Annotated in this window: 16 protein-coding genes; 6 read left to right on the forward strand and 10 right to left on the reverse strand. The window is 68.1% G+C overall.

Annotated features, from left to right (window positions below):
• Positions 1 to 152: 152 nt before the first annotated feature.
• The 7 genes from OG716_RS19960 to OG716_RS19990 all read right to left on the reverse strand — a co-directional run bounded on the left by OG716_RS19960 (position 153) and on the right by OG716_RS19990 (position 8,776).
• Positions 153 to 1,046: a LysR family transcriptional regulator gene (locus OG716_RS19960; RefSeq protein ID WP_405139010.1), complete on the reverse strand. Its 894-nt coding sequence runs from the start codon at positions 1,044 to 1,046 to the stop codon at positions 153 to 155.
• Positions 1,047 to 1,091: 45 nt separating this feature from the next.
• A complete protein-coding gene (gene truB / locus OG716_RS19965; RefSeq protein ID WP_405139011.1) occupies positions 1,092 to 2,030 on the reverse strand; it encodes a tRNA pseudouridine(55) synthase TruB in 939 nt (312 codons plus the stop codon).
• Positions 2,030 to 2,704: a 4'-phosphopantetheinyl transferase Npt gene (npt, locus tag OG716_RS19970; RefSeq protein ID WP_405139788.1), complete on the reverse strand. Its 675-nt coding sequence runs from the start codon at positions 2,702 to 2,704 to the stop codon at positions 2,030 to 2,032. The genes truB and npt overlap by 1 nt, the downstream gene beginning before the upstream one ends.
• A gap of 178 nt (positions 2,705 to 2,882) precedes the next feature.
• Entirely contained in the window at positions 2,883 to 3,452 is a 570-nt protein-coding gene (locus OG716_RS19975; RefSeq protein WP_405139012.1) for a TetR-like C-terminal domain-containing protein, read from the reverse strand.
• 157 nt (positions 3,453 to 3,609) lie between these two features.
• Positions 3,610 to 4,551: a metallophosphoesterase family protein gene (locus OG716_RS19980; protein ID WP_405139790.1), complete on the reverse strand. Its 942-nt coding sequence runs from the start codon at positions 4,549 to 4,551 to the stop codon at positions 3,610 to 3,612.
• A 140-nt stretch (positions 4,552 to 4,691) separates the two neighbouring features.
• Positions 4,692 to 7,079: an Ig-like domain repeat protein gene (locus OG716_RS19985; RefSeq protein ID WP_405139013.1), complete on the reverse strand. Its 2,388-nt coding sequence runs from the start codon at positions 7,077 to 7,079 to the stop codon at positions 4,692 to 4,694.
• Positions 7,080 to 7,090: 11 nt separating this feature from the next.
• Positions 7,091 to 8,776, reverse strand: a complete 1,686-nt coding sequence (locus OG716_RS19990) for an Hsp70 family protein (protein ID WP_405139792.1) — start codon at positions 8,774 to 8,776, stop codon at positions 7,091 to 7,093.
• Positions 8,777 to 8,826: 50 nt separating this feature from the next.
• Between OG716_RS19990 and grpE the strand changes: the two genes are divergently transcribed.
• The 3 genes from grpE to OG716_RS20005 all read left to right on the forward strand — a co-directional run bounded on the left by grpE (position 8,827) and on the right by OG716_RS20005 (position 11,336).
• Positions 8,827 to 9,348, forward strand: coding sequence for a nucleotide exchange factor GrpE (gene grpE, locus OG716_RS19995; protein ID WP_405139014.1), 522 nt, complete (start codon positions 8,827 to 8,829; stop codon positions 9,346 to 9,348).
• Between the two features lie 78 nt (positions 9,349 to 9,426).
• The gene (locus tag OG716_RS20000) at positions 9,427 to 10,206 is read left to right on the forward strand and encodes an SDR family NAD(P)-dependent oxidoreductase (RefSeq protein WP_405139015.1); all 780 of its coding nucleotides are present in this window, start codon (positions 9,427 to 9,429) and stop codon (positions 10,204 to 10,206) included.
• Positions 10,206 to 11,336, forward strand: a complete 1,131-nt coding sequence (locus OG716_RS20005; RefSeq protein WP_405139016.1) for a Rieske 2Fe-2S domain-containing protein — start codon at positions 10,206 to 10,208, stop codon at positions 11,334 to 11,336. The genes OG716_RS20000 and OG716_RS20005 overlap by 1 nt, the downstream gene beginning before the upstream one ends.
• Before the next feature lie 52 nt (positions 11,337 to 11,388).
• Here OG716_RS20005 and OG716_RS20010 read toward each other — a convergent pair whose 3' ends face one another.
• A complete protein-coding gene (locus tag OG716_RS20010) occupies positions 11,389 to 12,357 on the reverse strand; it encodes a LysR family transcriptional regulator (protein ID WP_405139017.1) in 969 nt (322 codons plus the stop codon).
• Positions 12,358 to 12,568: 211 nt separating this feature from the next.
• Between OG716_RS20010 and OG716_RS20015 the strand changes: the two genes are divergently transcribed.
• From OG716_RS20015 to OG716_RS20025, 3 genes are read left to right on the forward strand one after another with little or no spacing between them, the layout of a single operon-like run.
• Positions 12,569 to 13,258, forward strand: a complete 690-nt coding sequence (locus OG716_RS20015; RefSeq protein ID WP_405139018.1) for a succinate dehydrogenase cytochrome b subunit — start codon at positions 12,569 to 12,571, stop codon at positions 13,256 to 13,258.
• 2 nt (positions 13,259 to 13,260) lie between these two features.
• Positions 13,261 to 15,192: a fumarate reductase/succinate dehydrogenase flavoprotein subunit gene (locus OG716_RS20020; protein WP_405139019.1), complete on the forward strand. Its 1,932-nt coding sequence runs from the start codon at positions 13,261 to 13,263 to the stop codon at positions 15,190 to 15,192.
• A 15-nt stretch (positions 15,193 to 15,207) separates the two neighbouring features.
• A complete protein-coding gene (locus tag OG716_RS20025; RefSeq protein ID WP_405139020.1) occupies positions 15,208 to 15,951 on the forward strand; it encodes a succinate dehydrogenase/fumarate reductase iron-sulfur subunit in 744 nt (247 codons plus the stop codon).
• On the opposite strand, the gene OG716_RS20030 is transcribed toward OG716_RS20025, so the two are convergent.
• Complete coding sequence (locus tag OG716_RS20030) at positions 15,952 to 17,370, reverse strand: MATE family efflux transporter (protein WP_405139021.1); 1,419 nt, start codon at positions 17,368 to 17,370, stop codon at positions 15,952 to 15,954.
• 63 nt (positions 17,371 to 17,433) lie between these two features.
• A complete protein-coding gene (locus OG716_RS20035) occupies positions 17,434 to 18,378 on the reverse strand; it encodes an alpha/beta hydrolase (RefSeq protein ID WP_405139794.1) in 945 nt (314 codons plus the stop codon).
• Between the last annotated feature and the right edge of the window lie 58 nt (positions 18,379 to 18,436).

Consider the following 18,436-nt stretch of genomic DNA (forward strand, 5'->3'; position numbering starts at 1 on the left):
CGGCGCCGAAGCCGGATGAGCCGCCGGCTAACGGCGCTGCTGCCACCGCTTCCCGGTGCAGCAGATGCGGTCCATGCCACAGTGATTCAGACGACTGTCGATGTAGTCACCGCAGGTTACGCCCGATGGTGCGCGGTAGCCGGCGCGGGCAGTTACGGCGACAGCCGGGATCCGGCGGCGAGCACTTCGGCGACGGCGCGCAGGGCCGGACTGCGGGCGGCGGGGCGCCAGGCGGCGACGTAGCTGATGACCAGCGGGTGCGGATGCAGTGGGCGCCAGGCCAATCCGGGGGCGGTGGCGGTGCGTGCGGAACCCAGGCCGATGGCGGCGGGGCGCAGCGGCAGCAGTGAGAGCATTTGGGCGTGGCTCATGGCGCTCTCGCTGAGGGCGACGGCCGCACCCTGCTCGCGCAGCTGCGCGAGCAGCGAATCATGCAGTTCGGGAGCGGAATCGCGGGCGAACATGATCAGTTCCTGACCGCGCAGGTGCACCGGTTCGATGGTGCTGCGAAGGGCGAGCGGATGTTCGCGGGACATGACGATGCCCAGCTCCTCCACGGCAATGGCGGTGCTGGTGAGGTGTTCGGGCAGGCGCACCGGCATGCGCAGTACCGCCAGATCCACATCCTCGCGATCGAGCAGGCGCACCTGGTCGGCGCTGGGCCCGCCGGTCAAAACCACGCGGGCGCCGGGTTGCCGGGCCTTGAGCAGCGATTCGATGCGCGCGGGCAGCCAGCTCGGCGCACCGTTCACCACGCCGAGCCGGAAGACCGCGCATTCGGGATTGGCGACCATGCGCGTCTCGCGCAGCGCGATCTCCGCGGCCTCCAGCACCGTGCGCGAGTTCTTCAGTAAAACCTCACCGGCAGCGGTCAATTCGACACCCTGGGAGCCGCGAATGAGCAGCGGCCCGCCGATCTCGCGCTCGATGGCCCGGATCTGCTGACTGAGCGTCGGCGCGGAGATGAACAGCCGCTCCGCGGCCCGGCGGAAGTGCAATTCCTCCGCTACCGCCACGAAATACCGCAACTGCCGTAATTCGACCACCACAGCACTCTAGGCCGCCCGGGTGTCGATCCGGGTGCGAGCGGTTCAGGGAAGGTTGGCGGGGCGAATCACCAGGACCGAGGCGGCGCGCTTGCCGCTCTCCTTCAGCAGGGCGATGGCGCGGCCGGAGGAGTCCACCGCGGCGTAGACGCCCGGCAGACCGGCAGGTTCGAGCCAGCGGCCGTTGCGCAGGTCTTCGGCCTGGGCATCGTCGATATCGCGGATCGGGAAGGCTGCGCGCACCGCCTCGTCGATATCCAGGCTCAGCAGCGGGTCGCCCGCCTCCGCCGCGACGGCCAGGGTCTCGAGGGTTCGCGCGTGTTCCAGCGTGAAGGGGCCCACTCGGGTGCGGCGCAGGGCGGTGAGATGGCCACCGACACCGAGCTTTTCGCCGAGATCACGGGCCAGGGCGCGGATATAGGTGCCGGAGGTGCAGTCGACCTCGACATCGAGGTCGACGAATTGCGCTGTGCCGGTGTCGATATCGCGGCGCTCGAGAATGTCGAAGCGGCTCACGGTGACCGGGCGGGCGGCCAGCTGGACGTCCTCCCCCGCGCGGGCGCGGGCATAGGCGCGCTCACCATTGATCTTGATGGCGCTGACGGTGGCCGGTACCTGCTGGATGTCACCGGTCAGTTCGGCTACGCCGGAGGCGATTTCGGCATCGGTGAGGTGCGCGGCGGAGGTGGTCGCGGTGACCTCGCCCTCGGCGTCGTCGGTAATGGTGGACTGCCCCAGGCGAATGGTCGCCGTGTACGCCTTGGTGGTCAGGATCAGCTGGCCGAGAATCTTGGTGGCCCGCTCCACACCCAGCACCAGCACGCCGGTCGCCATCGGATCGAGGGTGCCCGCATGCCCGACCTTCTTGGTACGCAACAGCCCTCGGCTCTTGGCGACCACATCGTGACTGGTCCAGCCGCCGTCCTTGTCGACGATCAGCAGGCCGCCGAGCGCATCGACGACGGGTGTCCGCTTCTCGCTCATCAGGCCTCCACGATCGCGGTCAGAATCAGTCCGTCGGTGATCACCCAGCGACCGTCGAAGCTGTGCAGCGCGGCGCCGCCGTCGGTGGTCTGGCCCGGAATCAGCAGACGCGTATGGAAGGAGCCCGCACCGGCGCCCGCGGACTCCTCGTCCACGGTGAAGGTGATGTGCGCGTCCTCGAAGCCCAGCCAGCGGCCGGTCAGCGGGAACCACGCCTTGTAGGTCGCCTCCTTGGCGCAGAACAGCAGTCGGTCCAGATGCAGTCCGGTGCCGGGCAGAACCGTTGCGAGCCACTCCCTTTCGGGCGGCAGACTCACCGAGTCGAGCACACCGTCGGGCAGCGGGGCGTGCGGTTCGGCATCGATGCCGATGGAACGGAAACGCAGTTTGTGGCCGAGCGCCGCCGCCCGGTAGCCGTCGCAGTGCGTGAGGCTGCCGACGATGCCGCGCGGGAGCAGCGGTTCGCCGGTGCCGCCCTTGCCGATGGCCACCGCGGGCTCACCGAGTTGGGCCAGCGCCTGCCGGGCGCAGTACCGCGCGCCGATGAAATCCCGCCGCCGCTTCTCCACCGCCCGCGCGATCAAATGCTCCTCGGCGGGATGGGGCGCCAGCCCCTCCGGGTACGCCAGCAGTTCGGCCGAGGCGACGCCAGGGGGGAGGATGCTCCCGAGAATGCGCGCCGGCTCCGCCGTTGGTACCGACTCCGCCGCCGCGACTGCCCACTCTTCGATGACCGCCTCCTGATCGCACCGCCACTTGCCCGAACGAGCCTACCGGCCGGGCGCGAGCACACGACGGGCCAGTGTCCGCCACCGCCATCACACGGAGCAGGCGAACCAATCCGAGCCGGGCTCATTCGAAGCGGACGGTGGCAACCATGGTGCGGGCCAGGGCTTCCGGGTCCTGATCGACGGCGAGCGGCGAATTCTCCAGGGCGCCTTCGCGCCACAGCACCGCGAAGCCGTGCACGAGGGACCAGGCGGCGAGCCGGGTAGCCAGCTGCCGGTGCTCGGAGTGGTCCGGCTGTTCGGCGGCGACACCCGAGCGCAGGGCCGCACCGGATCTGTTGCGCGCCTGGGCCAACTGCGGATCGTCACCGCGCAGCAGATCGCGGCGGAACATCACATCGAAGTGGCCCGGATGCCGCAATGCGAACCGTATGTACGCAATCGCGGCCGCGTGGAAATCCTCGCCGGCCGCGTTCATCTCCACTGTCAGCAGTTCGAAGCCCTCGATGGCCAGGGCGGTGAGCAGGCCCGCACGATCACCGAAGTGATGCGCGGGCGCGGCATGGGAGACCTCGGCGCGCCGGGCCAGGCCGCGCAGGGAGACGGCGTCGACACCGTCGGTGGCGATCTGCGCGGCGGCCGCCGCCAGGATGGTGGCCCGCAGATCTCCGTGGTGGTAGCCAGTTTTCGCCATGGGCCCATCATGGACCGCAATCTAGTCATTGACAAGTTCCCCCGATCGAACCTAATCTAGCCACTGTCAAGATTGAGTGCTCGATACACAGAAGATCCGATGACCCCGCTGGCTGTACTCGCCGTCGTTACCGGACTGACCCGGCTCAGCGGTTAGCTCACCGCAGCCCGCGCCGCTTCTGCGCCTGTTCCTGCATCTTCAGGCCGGCTTCCCGCATTTCGGGCGTGATCTTGAAATGCCCGCCCCACTCATTGAGCGTGTCACCGTAATCGGGCACCGGCAGGATCTGCCGCAGCAGCTGGTCGGGCAGACCGCGCCGCTGCCACTCCCGGGGATAGCCGAGCGAGACCTCTTCGAAGCGCACGCCGTCGTGGAAGGTGGTGCGCGGAATGTGCAGATGCCCGTAGACCGAGCACACCACGTTGTAGCTGGTGTGCCAGTCGGCGGTGAGGTCGGTGCCGCACCACAGCGCGAACTCCGGGTACCAGAGCATGTCGGTGATCTCCCGCAGCAGCGGGAAGTGATTGATCAGCACCACCGGGGTGTCCGCGGGCAGCGCGTCGAGACGCCGCTGGGTGTACTTCACGCGGGCGTGGCACCAGGCGTCCCGGGTCAGGTACGGCTCCGAGGAGAGCAGGAATTCGTCGGTGGCGACCACATTGCGCTCCCGGGCCAGGGCCAGGCCCTCGGCCTTGGTGGTGGTGCCCTTCGGCAGCCAGGAGTAGTCGTAGAGCAGGAACATCGGGACCAGGGTCACCGCGCCGCCGTACGCCTCCGCGCCCGCGCCCTCCCACACCGGGAACGGGTCCTCCGGTGTGACCACATCCAGATCGCGGCAGATCGACACCAGGTAGTCGTAGCGTCCCGCCCCGTGCATCTGCACGGGATCCTTTGCCGTGGTCCACAATTCATGATTGCCCGGCACCCAGATCACCTTGGCGAACTGGCGGCGCAGGGTTTCCAGCGCCCAGCGGAAATCGTCGGTCTTCTCCCCCACATCACCGGCGAGGATCAGCCAGTCCTCGGGTGAATCCGCCCGGATCGCCTCGACCACGGGTTTATTGCCCTGATGCCCGACATGGATGTCGCTCACCGCCATCAGTTTCGGAATCACCCAGCTCCGCCTCTCTGCTCGAACCAACCTTCGCAGCAACGATGGCGGCCGCCTCCAGATTCCCATGGGCCCGCGCGCAGACCCTCGGTCACCCCCTGCTCCAGGTCAGCGGAGGGCGAAGGACCTCAGCTGTCCAGGCGAATCCGGGCGGCGGGCGCGAAACCCGCGGCCACCGTCAGGACGCCGGAGGCTTCCCGGCGGCAGGAGGCCACCCCGAGATGGCAGGGGCGCAGCAGGTCGGTGGGAAGTTTTGCGCCGCCGTCGATCTGATAGCGGGTATTGGTGACCTTCCATTTGCGGTCGGCGCGCGCATCGTCCGGGTCGACCGGCGGGGCATCGGTGCGGGCCACCACCATGACCTCGGTGATGCCGGCGGGCCATTCGAAGAGCAGAAGTCCGGCTCGTTCGGCCAGGTCCCGGACGGCCGGCATACCGCTGGGCGTGGGATCCTCGGCGGGGGCGGCGGGAGCGGCCTCCTGCGGACGGGCCTGGCCGTCCGAGCGGGTCACCTCCGAGGCGCGGCCCGCTATCGAGGCGACAACGCCGTACACGGGTACCGGACCGGCCATTGCCGCGCCGTCCTCGAGGGCGGTGCCCCGCGTGCGGCCGACCACTCGCCAGGAACCGTCCGGTTGTAAACGGGTGACCCGGTACTCGGTCTGCTCCGTGGTGGACGGCGACCAGGCGATCACCACCGTGCCATCGGGTTTGCGGTTCGCGGTCACCTGACCGGGCGCGTCGACCGGCAGGACGGACAGTGCCGCGGCGGTATCGGCGTGATCGGCGCAGATGTCGAAAATCGCACGCAGCGCACGCATTCGGGCGGCGACCGGTGCGGCCGGGGCCGCCGCGAACAACCGATCGGCCTCGGCGAGCGCGGTCCGCGCCTGCGCCGTCAACTCCTCCAGACTCGGGCCGCCGCTTTCCGGATTGGGCACATCGGAAGCCGCGCGCCGCAGATATTCGAGATGATCGAGCGCCTCGACATACCGCTTACCCGCACACCCGGCGCGCGCCCCACGCCAGCGCACCGCCGCCTCGGCCAGCACCCGCTCCACCAGTTCGGCAATGGGCCGCACCGAGGTCGCCCCGAGACTGTCGTCGCCGACACTCCGCTGCGCCTGCGCCACATGGGAAGCCGCCGCACAAGGGTGGCCCGCACGTATCGCCGCCCGAGCCGCCTTCAGCGGCTCCTCCCACGGCCGCGGCTGCGATCCCCCGGACGTGCGGTGGTAACCAGAGGTCGCGCCATGGTCCGGCGAATCGGTCGCGCCCCGACCCGAACCCGCATATCCCGCACCGGAAGTCGTCCGCGAAGACCCGGCACTGGCCCCCGGGTATCCAGCGCCCGCCCCGGACTGTGCCGTATCCGCGGATCCGGCATCCCCCGTACCCGCGCCCGCCTCGGCACGCCCGGCAGCTGGGTTCGACCCGGCGCCGGTCGCCTGCGAGGTCGTGCCGGAGGACGGCCTGGTGCGTGTGTACGAGATGGGTGGCGCGGCCGAGTTCTGTGGTCCGGAGCTGGGCGACGGCTCCGCGCCCTCTACCGTGGTACCGAGTTCGTCTGCGAGGGCGAGGATTACGCGTTCGGCGGCGGGGTGGTCGAGTCCGGCGGCGATGGCTTCGCCGATCAGGTAAGCGTGATCGCCCTCTACCAGGCGGTCTTCGACGAGCACGGCCGCGCGGACCTTGGGCCGCAGGAGGTCGGTCACATCGTCGATGACGGCCTGCAGGTAGCCGTCCATGGCGCTGCCGCCGGGTTCGAGCAGGTCGCTGACGTGTACGAGCAACTCGTCCAGCACCACGCGTACCCGGCCGGGCGGCAGTTCGCGGGTGCGGGCGCGCAAAGCCTCAGCGCGCAAACGGATTTCGGAGGTGTGGCGGGCCTTGGTGAAATCCAGGCCGAGCAGGGCCAGCAGGGTGGGTACCGGATCGCCGGGGAGCAGGCGGTCGTATTCGGCGAGCAGCTTCCGAATCTGCTGCCGCCGTTGCACACTCACCCCGGCGGGCGCGGGGGCCGGAGCGGCGTCCTCGTCGAGGATACGATGCCGCCGCAGCCGGGCCTGGACCTCGGCGGGATCGAGACCGCTCAGCTTGCCGATATCTTCCAGCCCGGGAATCTTGCCGGCCGGAATTGCGCCGTGCCGCTGCACAAGTCGTTCGACGGCGGAATCGAGCATTTCGTAGCGCTCGGAATCCCGGCGCGCCCGCAGGTGTTTGACACGCTCGGCCTCGATCCGGCGCATCCCCGCATCGAGCAGCGGGGCGGACAGCTGCGCGTGCTCATCGACGAGCAGTCCGGCCAGCACCCGGTATTTGGGATGGTCGCGCTGCTTCTGCCAGAAGCCCCACACCTCCTCGATGCGCGCCCGCACCTCGGCATCACCGAGCCGGGGCGCCTCCTCGAGCGGAATGTCGTACAGCTCGAACGCATCCGAGTGGTCGATGCCGCCGCGGCGTTCCACGGCCGCGAGCACTCGTTTGCGGTAGTCGTTGGGATCGAAGGCGTGCATGGATACCGCGCTCACACCGCGCGGCGGCGGGTGCGCTGCAGCTGATCCAGTTCGCGCGCCACATCCGCCTGCGACAACGTCGCGCCGGTCTGCACCGAAAGAGCCAGCGGCATCCGCGCATCCACGTGATAGGCCGTCACATGCAGGACGCCGTCGAAGCCCATCTCGAAGGTGACCTGCACTTCGCTGCCCGCCGGATAACCCGCCGGAATATCCCGGATGCGCCCCTCCACCAGTACTTTCGTATCCTCGGGGCGGGTCGAGGCGGCCTGCCCCTGCTGTTCGACGATGGTCAGTTCGATCTGATCCTGATCGGCGCGCACCGTGCCGTAGGAGCGGCGCACCCGAATGGGCAGGGTCTGATTGCGATGCACCAGCCAGCTGGCCGCAAGCCCGTTGTAGGTATCGAGCGCCAGCACCCCGAAACCGCGCGACACCACGGTATCCACCTGAATTTCGAGCATGCGCCGCACCAGCGACACAGGCTGCCCGAAGGAGGCGGCGACCCGCTCGAGAGACTGCTCCAGGTCGCGGGGATCGGCATCGTAGAGATCCGCGCCATCGCGTAAACGGCCGCGCGTCACCAGATCCGCGATGACCAGCCGCTCCATCTCCAGCTTCTCGCCGTAGAGGGCGGCGCCGCGCGCGACCGACAGATCGGGATCGCGGAGCTCGCCCGTCAGGCCCAGTTCCCGCTTCAGTTCGCGCGCCACCATGGGCATGCGCGAGGACCCGCCGACCAGCAGCACCCGATCCACCTGCCGCACCCCGCGCTGCTCCGCCGCGGCCAGGCACGCCTTGGTGAGGTCGACGGTGCGCCGCAGCAGCGAGGCGGTCATGGACTCCAACTCGCCGCGGGTCAGGGTGATCACGGCGCGCACACCATCATGCGTGACAACCACATCGGCGCTCTCGGACTCACCGAGTTCCCGCTTGGCGCGCTCGGCGGCGAGCACCAGCATCTGCGATCCGGCCGAATCGTCCAGCGGGTCTACGGCATCCGGATTGGCCTCGCAGAACTGCTGCGAAAGATGCAGGGCGATCCGCTCATCCCAGTCAGCCCCGCCCAGCTGATGATCGCCCTCGACGGCGAGCACGGAGATGCGGCGATCGGACAGTTCGATGACGGTGGCGTCGAAGGTGCCGCCGCCCAGGTCGTAGACGAGCACGGTCTCGCGCAGGCCGCCGCTCTTACCGATATCGATGCTGCCGTCCAGCCGCCCGAAACCGTAGGACAGGGCCGCGGCAATGGGCTCGGAAACTACGCCCGCCACATCGAATCCGGCGTAGGTCCCGGCCTGGATGGTGGCCCGCCGCTCCTCGTCGCCGAAGTACGCGGGCACGGTGATCACCACCCGCCGCACGGCTGCGCCGCCGCCGAATTCGGCGTCTGCCGCGAGGCTCTTCAAGATCAGCGAGGAGACCGCGGGCGCGGACCAGCTCTGCCCGTGCGCCATGAATCGCCAGTCCGCATCGCCCATGCGCCGCTTCACCAGAGTGCACACATGCTCGGGATCCAGCCGGGATTGGCGGCGGGCGCCCTCACCGACCACATGATCGGTCGCGGAGGCGAACAGCACCACCGACGGCACCGTCTGCTCACCGTTCATACCGATCAAAATCTCCGGGCGCCCGTCCGCGTCGATCCGCGCGATGGCCGAATTCGTTGTGCCCAGGTCGATGCCGAAGACCCCCATGGTCGCGATCGTAGCAGTCACCAGCGGCACCCGGGATTAAGGTTCGGAGCATGACCGAACCCGCCGCAGCGACCGGGAACCCTGATGCCGCAAGCGAACCCGCAGGCGCGGCCAGCACCCGTCCACTGGCCGAGCGCATCGACGACCTGACCCGCGTGATCGCCCGCCAGGCCGCCACTCTGGAGCGGCTCACCGACGAGGCCAAGGCCCGCGCGCAGCGGGAGCGCCTCGGCGCCGACCTGCCCCTGGTGGTCGAGCTGTTCGCCCTGTACAGCGATGCGCGGGCACTGGCGGGCACCGCCGGATCCGGTGCGGAGCGAACAGCTTTCGAGACCTTCGCGGCCCGCGTGGAACGACTGCTGATCGGACGTGGCGGGCAGATCGTCAGCCCCGCACCGGGCAGCGCCTTCGACGCGCTGACGATGGAGGCCGCCGACGTCACCGCCTCCGCGGACCCGGCCGCCGACCGCACGGTAGACGCCGTGGTCGAACCCGGTCTGACCGTCGCCGACCGCTCTGTGCGGCCCGCCCGAGTGGTCGTCCGCCGCCATCGTCCGGGCGAACAGGACTGACCACATCCGGGCTCCGGCAGCCAGGAACATTTAAGCAATTGCTTGCAGGAATTAAGCACTGATGCTTAATCTCGGCGCATGACCTCTTCCGCCGCGACCGCGATCGTCACGGGCGCCGCCTCCGGGATCGGCCGCGCCCTCGTGACGCGGCTGCTGGAGCGGGGCGCCAACGTGTACGCCGCCGATCGCGATGCCGCCGGGCTCGACCGGCTGGTCACCAGCGACCGCCTCACGACCATGGTCACCGATGTCTCCGACCGGTCCGCCATTGCCGCCGTGATCGATCGGGCCGTCAGCGAAAAAGGCACGCTGGACCTGATTTTCAATAATGCGGGCATGGTGGTCGGCGGCGACTTCGAGGAGATGACCGCGGCGGCGTGGGACCGCATCATCGGCGTGAACCTGTGGGGCGTCATCCACGGCAGCCAGCTCGCCTACGCGGTCATGCGCAAACAGGGCAGCGGGCACATTGTGAACACCGCCAGCAGTGCGGGCGTGCTGCCCGTCGCGCGGTCCACCGCCTATGCCGCCACCAAGCACGCCGTTGTCGGATTGAGCACCTCGCTGCGCGCCGAGGCCGCCGCACACGGCATTCGGGTCAGCGCGGTCCTGCCCGGCGTGGTCGACACCGGCATCTTCGACAATGCGGTGAATCTCGCCGGCTACAACTACCGGGCCTCGATCGACAAACTGCCGTTCGCCAAGGTGACACCCCTCGACGCCGCCGACGCCATCCTGCACGGCGTCTCGAAGAACAAGCAGTTCATCACCTTTCCGGCCTACAACCGAATCATTATCGGGCTCAATCGATTGATGCCCGATGTGATGGCCCCGATCATCAATCGCGGAGGGCGATAATGACACCGGATATTCGCACTATCGATGTGGGACAGCCGATGACGCGCTTTGCGCGCGGCTGGCACTGTCTCGGCCTGGCCGAGAGCTTCCGAGATGGAGAACCGCACTCCGTCAGCGCTTTCGGGACCAAGCTGGTGATCTGGGCGGACAGCACCGGGGCATTGCACGCGCTCGACGGGTATTGCCGGCATATGGGCGCGGACCTGAGCTACGGGAGCATCAAGGGCGACAATATCGCCTGCCCGTTCCATGATTGGCGCTGGCGCGGCGACGGCAAGTGCGCCGCAATCCCTTATGCGCGCCGGGTGCCGCCGCTGGCCAAGACCCGCTCCTGGACCACCTGCGAGGAGAACGGGCAGTTCTTCGTCTGGAACGATCCGGAGGGCAATCCCCCGCAGCCCGAGGTCGCCATTCCGCATATCGAGGGCATGGGCACCGAGCTGTGGAGCGACTGGAGCTGGAACTCACTGCTCATCGAGGGTGCGCACTGCCGCGAAATCATCGACAACAACGTCGATATGGCGCACTTCTTCTATATCCACTTCGCCTATCCGGTGTTCTTCAAGAATGTGTTCGAGGGCCATGTGGCCACGCAGTTCCTGCATTCGAAGGGACGGCCGGATATGCATACGGCCTCGAACTATTCGACCGAGATGCAGCTGTTGCGTTCGGAGGCTTCGTATTTCGGGCCGTCGTACATGATCAACTACCTGCACAACGACTTCGGCGACAATACGGTGGAGGTGGCGCTGATCAACTGCCACTATCCGGTCACGCACAATTCGTTCACGCTGCAGTGGGGCGTCAGCGTGCAGCGCATCGACGGCCTGCCGCCGGAGAAATCGCAGAAGCTGGCCAAGGCGTTCGGCAAGAGCTTCGGCGTCGGCTTCCTGCAGGACGTCGAGATCTGGAAGCACAAGACCCGCATCGACAATCCGCTGCTCACCCAGGAGGATGGGCCGGTGTACCAGCACCGCCGCTGGTACGAGCAGTTCTACGTCGACGTCGCCGATATCACCCCGGACATGACCGCCCGCTTCGAATTCGAGGTCGACACCACACACGCCAATGAGAACTGGCGCGCCGAGGTCGCCGCCAATCTGGACAAGCTTGCGGCGGAACAGAGTTAGGACACTGATAGGGCCTCGTGACGGAGGCAGCGGGCTCGTGAGAGCCACACAGTCAGCGCGGCCCCGTGACGGCGGCGGCGAGTAATTCGACCCCTGCCGGCAAGCTGCCGTCGGCGTTCGCGTCGATGAGGAACGTCTCCAGCGTTTCGCGAAAAGCGTTGGCGGCGTGGGTCGGAGCGACATCCTTACGGTGCGCCAGCGCGACCGTACGGTGCAGGCCGGGCGCACCGCGGCCGCCGTCCAGCAGCAGCGGCGTGCCGCACAGCCCGGGCCGGCCCGTCAAGACCGTGCTCGGGACGACCGCCACCCCGAGCCCCACCTCCACGAACCGCAGGACCGCATCCATCTCCCCGCCCTCGACCGCGAACCGGGGTTCGAATCCGGCGTGCCGGCAGGCCGCGATCGTGGCCTCGCGCAAGTCGTATCCGGCCCGGAACATCACCAGCGGCCGGTCCCGCAGATCAGTGATGTGCAGGTGCGGCCGGTTCGGCAGCGACGTGTCATCGACGCGCGAGGCGACCACCAGGTTCTCCCGCAGCAGCGGGCTGGTGACCAGCGGCGTGTCCTCGGCGAGGGGCAGGATCACCAGGGCCAGGTCGAGCGCTCCCCTGGTCAGCTCCCGCACCAGATCACGCGAGCCGCCCTCTTCCACCAGCAGTCTGATTCCCGGATAGCCGTCGTGGAAGAGCCGCAGGGTGTCCGCCAGCAGTCCCGAGCACAGTGACGGCGTGGCTCCCAGCCGAACCCGGCCGCGCCGCAGTCCCGCGAGTTCCTGCACCTCGAGCCGCGCGGTGTCCACATCCGCGAGGATTCGATTGGCGAGCGGGAGCAGCGCCTCACCCGCCGGGGTCAGGGTGATATTCCCTCTGGCCCGGCTGAACAGCGGAGCGCCCAACTCGGTCTCCAGCGCCCGGATCTGCTTGGACAGCGAGGGCTGCGCGACGCCCAGCGTCTCGGCCGCGTGCGTGAAATGCCTGGTCGTCGCCACGGCCAGGAAGTACGACAACTGCTGCAACTGCACGTTCGACAGCCTAGGACCACGCACTTGCGGCCTTCGACTCCGGAGCCGGTGACCGCGCCGCGGCGCGTTCTGGGGTGTGAAAGCCCTCACGCCACGAAACCCCTACGGGGCGTAGTAATTACGCCCGCAGCTTGCTGCATAGCCCGCGGCCATCGACACCAGAGCGCTGCGGACTTGGACCCGCCGCGCGCTCCGGCCATATTTTCCGCTGGTGGCTATCGCAATACCCGCGCTGTACCGCTCGACGGTCGGCAAGAAGGCCGTCATGGCGGTGACCGGCGCCGTCCTCGTGCTGTTCCTGCTCGCGCATATGGCCGGGAATCTCAAGATCTTCCTGGGTGATTCGGACTTCGATCACTACGCCGGATGGCTGCGCACGCTGGGCGAGCCGGCACTGCCGCACCGGTGGCTGCTCACCGGAATGGAGATCGTGCTCACCGTGAGCGTGATTCTGCACATGTGGTCGGCGGTCTCCCTCGCCCGCACGGCGCGGCGCGCCAGGCCCGTCCGGTACGCGGTCAAGAAGAAGTCGCACGCCCAGGGTTATGCCGTGCACACCATGCGGTACGGCGGCGTCATCATCCTGCTGTTCCTCATCTGGCATCTGCTCGACCTGACCTTCGGCGCGGTGAACCCCAAGGGCGGCAACTCCTCTCCGCATGCCAAGGTCGTCGCCGACTTCGAACCCTCACGCTGGTACATCACGCTGTTCTACGTCGTGGCGGTCGTCCTGGTGGGTGTGCACCTGCGGCACGGCATTCGCAGTGCGTTCCAAACACTCGGCCTGGCGAGCAGCCGCAGTTATGCCCGCTACGACCTGCTCGCGGCCGTCGTCTCGACGCTCCTGGTCGTCGGATTCCTGGCAGTCCCGATCGCCGTCACATTCGGATGGGTGAAGTAATCATGACCTGCTACAACAGCGGCGATCCAATCGCCGACAGCACAGCCCCAGCCGGACCGATCGCCGACCGCTGGACCACCCGTAAATTCGAGGCCCGGCTGGTCAACCCCGCGAACAAGCGGAAGAAGAAGATCATCATCATCGGCACCGGCCTGGCCGGCGGCGCGGCCGGCGCCACACTGGGCGAACAGGGCTATCACGTCATCCAGTTCTGCTTCCAGGACTCCCCGCGCCGGGCCCACTCGATCGCCGCGCAGGGCGGCATCAACGCCGCCAAGAACTATCGCAATGACGGCGACAGCGTGCACCGCCTGTTCTACGACACGGTCAAGGGCGGCGACTACCGTTCCCGCGAGTCGAACGTGCACCGCCTGGCCGAGATCTCCACGCAGATCATCGATCAGTGTGTCGCGCAGGGTGTTCCGTTCGCCCGGGAGTACGGCGGCCTGCTCGACAACCGATCCTTCGGCGGCACACAGGTTTCCCGCACCTTCTACGCCCGCGGCCAGACGGGTCAGCAACTGCTGCTGGGCGCCTACCAGGCCCTGCTGCGCCAGGTCGATGCCGGCACTGTCGAACTGCACGCCCGGCACGAGATGCTCGACCTGATCATGGCCGACGGGGTGGCGCGGGGCGTGGTGGTTCGCGATCTCATCACTGGAGAGATCAAGTCCTACACCGCCGATGCGGTGGTGCTGGCCTCCGGCGGGTACAGCAATGTCTACTTCCTCTCGACCAACGCCATGGGCTCGAATGTCACCGCCTCCTGGCGTGCGCACAAGCACGGCGCGTACTTCGCCAACCCGTGCTTCACCCAGATCCACCCGACCTGCATCCCGGTCTCGGGCGAACACCAGTCGAAGCTGACCCTCATGTCGGAGTCGCTGCGCAATGACGGCCGGGTGTGGGTGCCGCAGCAGGCCGGCGACCACCGCGAGCCCGGCGCTGTCCCGGACGACGAGCGCGACTACTACCTGGAGCGCATCTACCCGGCGTTCGGCAATCTGGTCCCGCGCGATATCGCCTCCCGGGCGGCCAAGAACGTCTGCGACGAGGGACGGGGTGTGGGTCCGGGCGGGCTCGGCGTCTACCTCGACTTCGCCGATGCGATCGGGCGGCTCGGCCTGGATGCGGTGAAAGCCAAGTACGGCAACCTCTTCACGATGTACGAGCGGATCACGGGCGAGAATCCGTACGAGCGGCCCATGCGCATCTACCCCGCCGTGCACTACACGATGGGTGGATTGTGGGTCGATTACGACCTCCGCTCGACCATCCCCGGTCTGTTCGTGATCGGCGAGGCCAATTTCTCCGATCACGGCGCCAACCGGCTCGGCGCGTCGGCGCTCATGCAGGGCCTGGCCGACGGGTACTTCGTACTCCCCACGACCATCGGCGACTATCTGGCCCGCGGCCTCGCCGGGGATGTCCCCGATACCGCGATCGCGGCGGCCGAGCGCCGGGTCACCTCGATGATCGGCAGACTGCTGGCGATCAATGGCGACCGCACGGTCGATTCCTTTCACCGCGAACTCGGCCACATCATGTGGGAGTACTGCGGGATGGAGCGGACCGAGGAGGGCCTGCGCAAGGCGCTCGACCTGATTCCCGCTCTGCGCGCGGAGTTCTGGGAGCGGGTCACGGTGCCGGGTTCGGGCGACGACCTCAATCAGTCGCTGGAGCGCGCGGGCCGGGTGGCCGACTTCCTCGAACTGGCCGAGCTCATGGTGATCGACGCCCTGCATCGCACCGAATCCGCGGGCGGGCACTTCCGCGCGGAGTCGCGGACCGAGGACGGCGAGGCCAGGCGCGACGACCAGAACTTCTCCTATGTCGCCGCGTGGGAGTGGAACGACTCGGACGAGCCACCGACGCTGCACCGGGAGGCGCTGAATTTCGAGTACGTCCACCCGACCACCCGGTCCTACAAGTAATAAGGGGTGTCACCCATGAAGCTCACACTGCGCATCTGGCGGCAGCGGGGTCCTCGGGACGAGGGCGGACTGATCGACTACCAGGTCGAGATCTCTTCCGACGCTTCGTTTCTGGAAATGCTCGATGTTCTCAACGAGCGTCTGACCGGCGCGGGCGAGGAGCCGATCGCCTTCGATCACGACTGCCGCGAGGGCATCTGCGGTATGTGCTCGCTCGTCATCGACGGCACTCCGCACGGCCCGGAGAAGGCGACCACCACCTGCCAGCTCCATATGCGCAAGTTCGCCGACGGCGACACCATCACGGTCGAACCGTGGCGGGCCAAGGCTTTTCCCGTCGTCAAGGATCTCGTTGTCGACCGCTCGGCGTTCGACAGGATCATTCAGGCCGGCGGCTACATCACCGCGCCGACCGGCGCCGCGCCCGAGGCCCACTCGGTGCCGGTCCCCAAACCCGATGCCGACTTCGCCTTCCAGGCCGCCGAATGCATCGGCTGCGGCGCCTGCGTGGCGGCCTGCCCCAATGGCTCGGCCATGCTGTTCACCGCCGCCAAGATCACCCACCTCGGACTGCTGCCGCAGGGACAGCCGGAGCGGTACTCGCGGGTGGCCGACATGCTGGAGACCCACGACGAATTGGGGTTCGGCGGCTGTACCAATACCGGCGAGTGCACGCTCGCCTGCCCGAAGGAGATACCCCAGGACGTCATCGGACGGCTCAACAGGGATCTGCTGCGCGCCGCCAAGAAGGGACGCTGATCAGGCCGGCCGTCCCGGCACATCCGCGCCCACCCGGGCCCAGCGCCCGGACAGTGCCCGCCACGATACGGCGGCGAGGCGCAGCACCATGAAAGCGACCAGCCCCGTCCAGATTCCGGCAATGCCCCAGTCGTAGACCAGCGATAGCCAGATGGCCGGGAGGAAGCCGAGCAGCGCCGATCCGAGGGTGGCATTGCGCAGGAAGGCGGCGTCGCCCGCACCGAGCAGCACGCCGTCCAGTGCGAAGACCACCCCGGCGATCGGAATGATGCCGACGAAGAACCACCACACCACGTGGGTGCGGTCCAGCACCGACGGATCGGTGGTGAACAGGTTCGGTATGACCGAGTATCCGGCCGCGAAGACCACGGCCAGCACCACCGCGAACACCGTGGACCAGCCGGTAATGCGCCGCGCCAAACCCTGTGCGCCGCGCGCGTTTCCGGCTCCCAGGGCGGCGCCCACCAGGGTCTGCGCGGCAATGGCCAGCGAATCCAGGGTCAGGGCGAGGAAATTCCAGAGCTGCAACACCAATTGGTGCGCGGCGACCGAGGCCGCCCCGAATCGGGAGGCCACCGCCGCTGCGGAGACGAAGCACGCCTGAAAGGACAGACTGCGCGCGATCAGGTCGCGCCCCAGCACCAATTGCGCCTTCATGATCGCAATATGCGGCGCCAGCGGCACTTTGGACCGCCGCAGCGCCAGCACGAAAAGAACGGCGGTCACCACCTGCCCCGCCAGATTGGCCACGGCGGAGCCCTCCAGTTCCAGTCGCGGCGCGCCCAGCAGCCCGTGCACCAGCACCGGGCACAGCACGCCCGAAAGCGCCAGCCCCGCAATCACATACAGCAGTGGCCGCCGCGTCTGCTGGACCCCGCGCATCCAGCCGTTGCCCGCCATCGACAGCAGAATCAACGGCACGCCGAACAGCGCGATCCGCAACCAGGACTCCGCACCCGAGGCGATCTCACTGCCACCGGCGATGGCGCGCGTCACCGGACCCGCGAAGACCTGCAGCACAAGAACAATCGCCAGCCCCACCCCGGCGGCGATCCAACTCGCCTGCACCCCTTCGCCGATCGCGCCGCGCTCATCCCCCGCCCCGTGCCGGCGCGAGGCTCGTGAGGTCGTCCCGTAACTCAGAAATGTCAACTGCGTACTGACCTGCGCCAGAATCAATCCGCCGACCGCCAGGCCGGCCAGCGGCAGCGCACCCAATCGGCCTACCACCGCCATATCGAACAGCAGGTAGATCGGCTCGGCGATCAATACGCCCAGGGTCGGCACGGCAATGCCGAGAATCCGGCCCGGCCCGGCCGCGGCCGGATCCGCACCGAGCCCCGACCGCGCCGGCGCCGTCACGACACCGGCGAAGTCCTCCACCGGGTCATCCCCGCCCTCCTCGTCGACACCGCTCATCCGATCACCATCGCACACAGCACCGACCGATAGGCCTGCCGGTGCTGTGGCGACCGCTGATTTCTAGCTGGTGAGCGCCTTTTCGAAGCCTGGCCAGGACCGGTGCAGATCCTCCTGCCAGTAGCGCCAGGAGTGCGTGCCTGTGGGCCGCAGATCGAAGGTGGCCGGAATTCCGAGCTGCTGGAACCGCTCCTGCAGCTCCCGGGTGCACATGTTCATCACCGCTTCGAGCGGCGCGCCGAACAGCAGTTGCCAGGTCAGTTGGAGCAGATCACCGCGCGCGCCCTCGGGCGTATCGAACGGCCCCGGCACGCCCGTGCCGGTGGATACGTAGATCGCGGTGCCGCGCAGCCGATCGGCATGCAGGTAGGCATCATTCGCCGCCCACCGCGCGTCACCGGGCGGACCCCACATATTGAACGCATTGCCGCGCTGCCGCCCCACCGCGGCGGTGACGAAGGCCTGCCCCTGCGGATCGCTGGTCCGCACGCACCCGCTGTAGGAGCCGATGGCCCGATACCGGCCCGGCGCGGCCAGCGCGAGCTGGAACACCGAAGTCCCGGCCATCGAGATACCGGCGATGGCATCGGCGCCACTGCCGTGGAACGCCGCATCGACGACCGGCGGCAACTCCCCGGTGAGGAAGGTCGACCACCTCGGGTGGCCGAGAATCGGGTCGTCGAATGCCCAATCGGTGAAGTAGCTTCCGGCGCCGCCCACCGGGATCACCACATTGACCTGCTTGTCGCGGAAGAAGTCCGCCACATCGGTCTCGTCGTACCAGCTGCCGTCGACGCCGCCGTTCGCGCCGTTGAGCAGATAGAGGGTGGGTGCGGGTGCGTCCGGGTCGGCGGCGCGCAGGACACGATTGCGGATGACGGTGTTCATGGCGGCGGAGTAGACGTAGACATCCGACACCCGATCGCGCACCGGCTCGATGTGGTCGAGATGCGAACCATCGGTCGCGGAATCCGGAGGCCCGCAGTGGCCCGTCGCCGCGGTCAGCATGCCGAGCAGCAACGCCAGCCATACAGCTGTGGTGCGGTATCGGATTGTGTGCCAGTGC

This window comes from Nocardia sp. NBC_01388 (assembly GCF_045040085.1).
Taxonomy (GTDB): domain Bacteria; phylum Actinomycetota; class Actinomycetes; order Mycobacteriales; family Mycobacteriaceae; genus Nocardia.

Bases quoted from the DNA above. Each gene is read 5' to 3' on its own strand.
- truB (WP_405139011.1), bottom strand. From the start codon at position 2,030: ATGAGCGAGAAGCGGACACCCGTCGTCGATGCGCTCGGCGGCCTGCTG.
- OG716_RS19975 (WP_405139012.1), bottom strand. From the start codon at position 3,452: ATGGCGAAAACTGGCTACCACCACGGAGATCTGCGGGCCACCATCCTG.
- OG716_RS19980 (WP_405139790.1), bottom strand. From the start codon at position 4,551: ATGGCGGTGAGCGACATCCATGTCGGGCATCAGGGCAATAAACCCGTG.
- OG716_RS19985 (WP_405139013.1), bottom strand. From the start codon at position 7,079: ATGCACGCCTTCGATCCCAACGACTACCGCAAACGAGTGCTCGCGGCC.
- OG716_RS19990 (WP_405139792.1), bottom strand. From the start codon at position 8,776: ATGGGGGTCTTCGGCATCGACCTGGGCACAACGAATTCGGCCATCGCG.
- grpE (WP_405139014.1), top strand. From the start codon at position 8,827: ATGACCGAACCCGCCGCAGCGACCGGGAACCCTGATGCCGCAAGCGAA.
- OG716_RS20000 (WP_405139015.1), top strand. From the start codon at position 9,427: ATGACCTCTTCCGCCGCGACCGCGATCGTCACGGGCGCCGCCTCCGGG.
- OG716_RS20005 (WP_405139016.1), top strand. From the start codon at position 10,206: ATGACACCGGATATTCGCACTATCGATGTGGGACAGCCGATGACGCGC.
- OG716_RS20020 (WP_405139019.1), top strand. From the start codon at position 13,261: ATGACCTGCTACAACAGCGGCGATCCAATCGCCGACAGCACAGCCCCA.
- OG716_RS20025 (WP_405139020.1), top strand. From the start codon at position 15,208: ATGAAGCTCACACTGCGCATCTGGCGGCAGCGGGGTCCTCGGGACGAG.
- OG716_RS20030 (WP_405139021.1), bottom strand. From the start codon at position 17,370: ATGAGCGGTGTCGACGAGGAGGGCGGGGATGACCCGGTGGAGGACTTC.
- OG716_RS20035 (WP_405139794.1), bottom strand. From the start codon at position 18,378: ATGCTGACCGCGGCGACGGGCCACTGCGGGCCTCCGGATTCCGCGACC.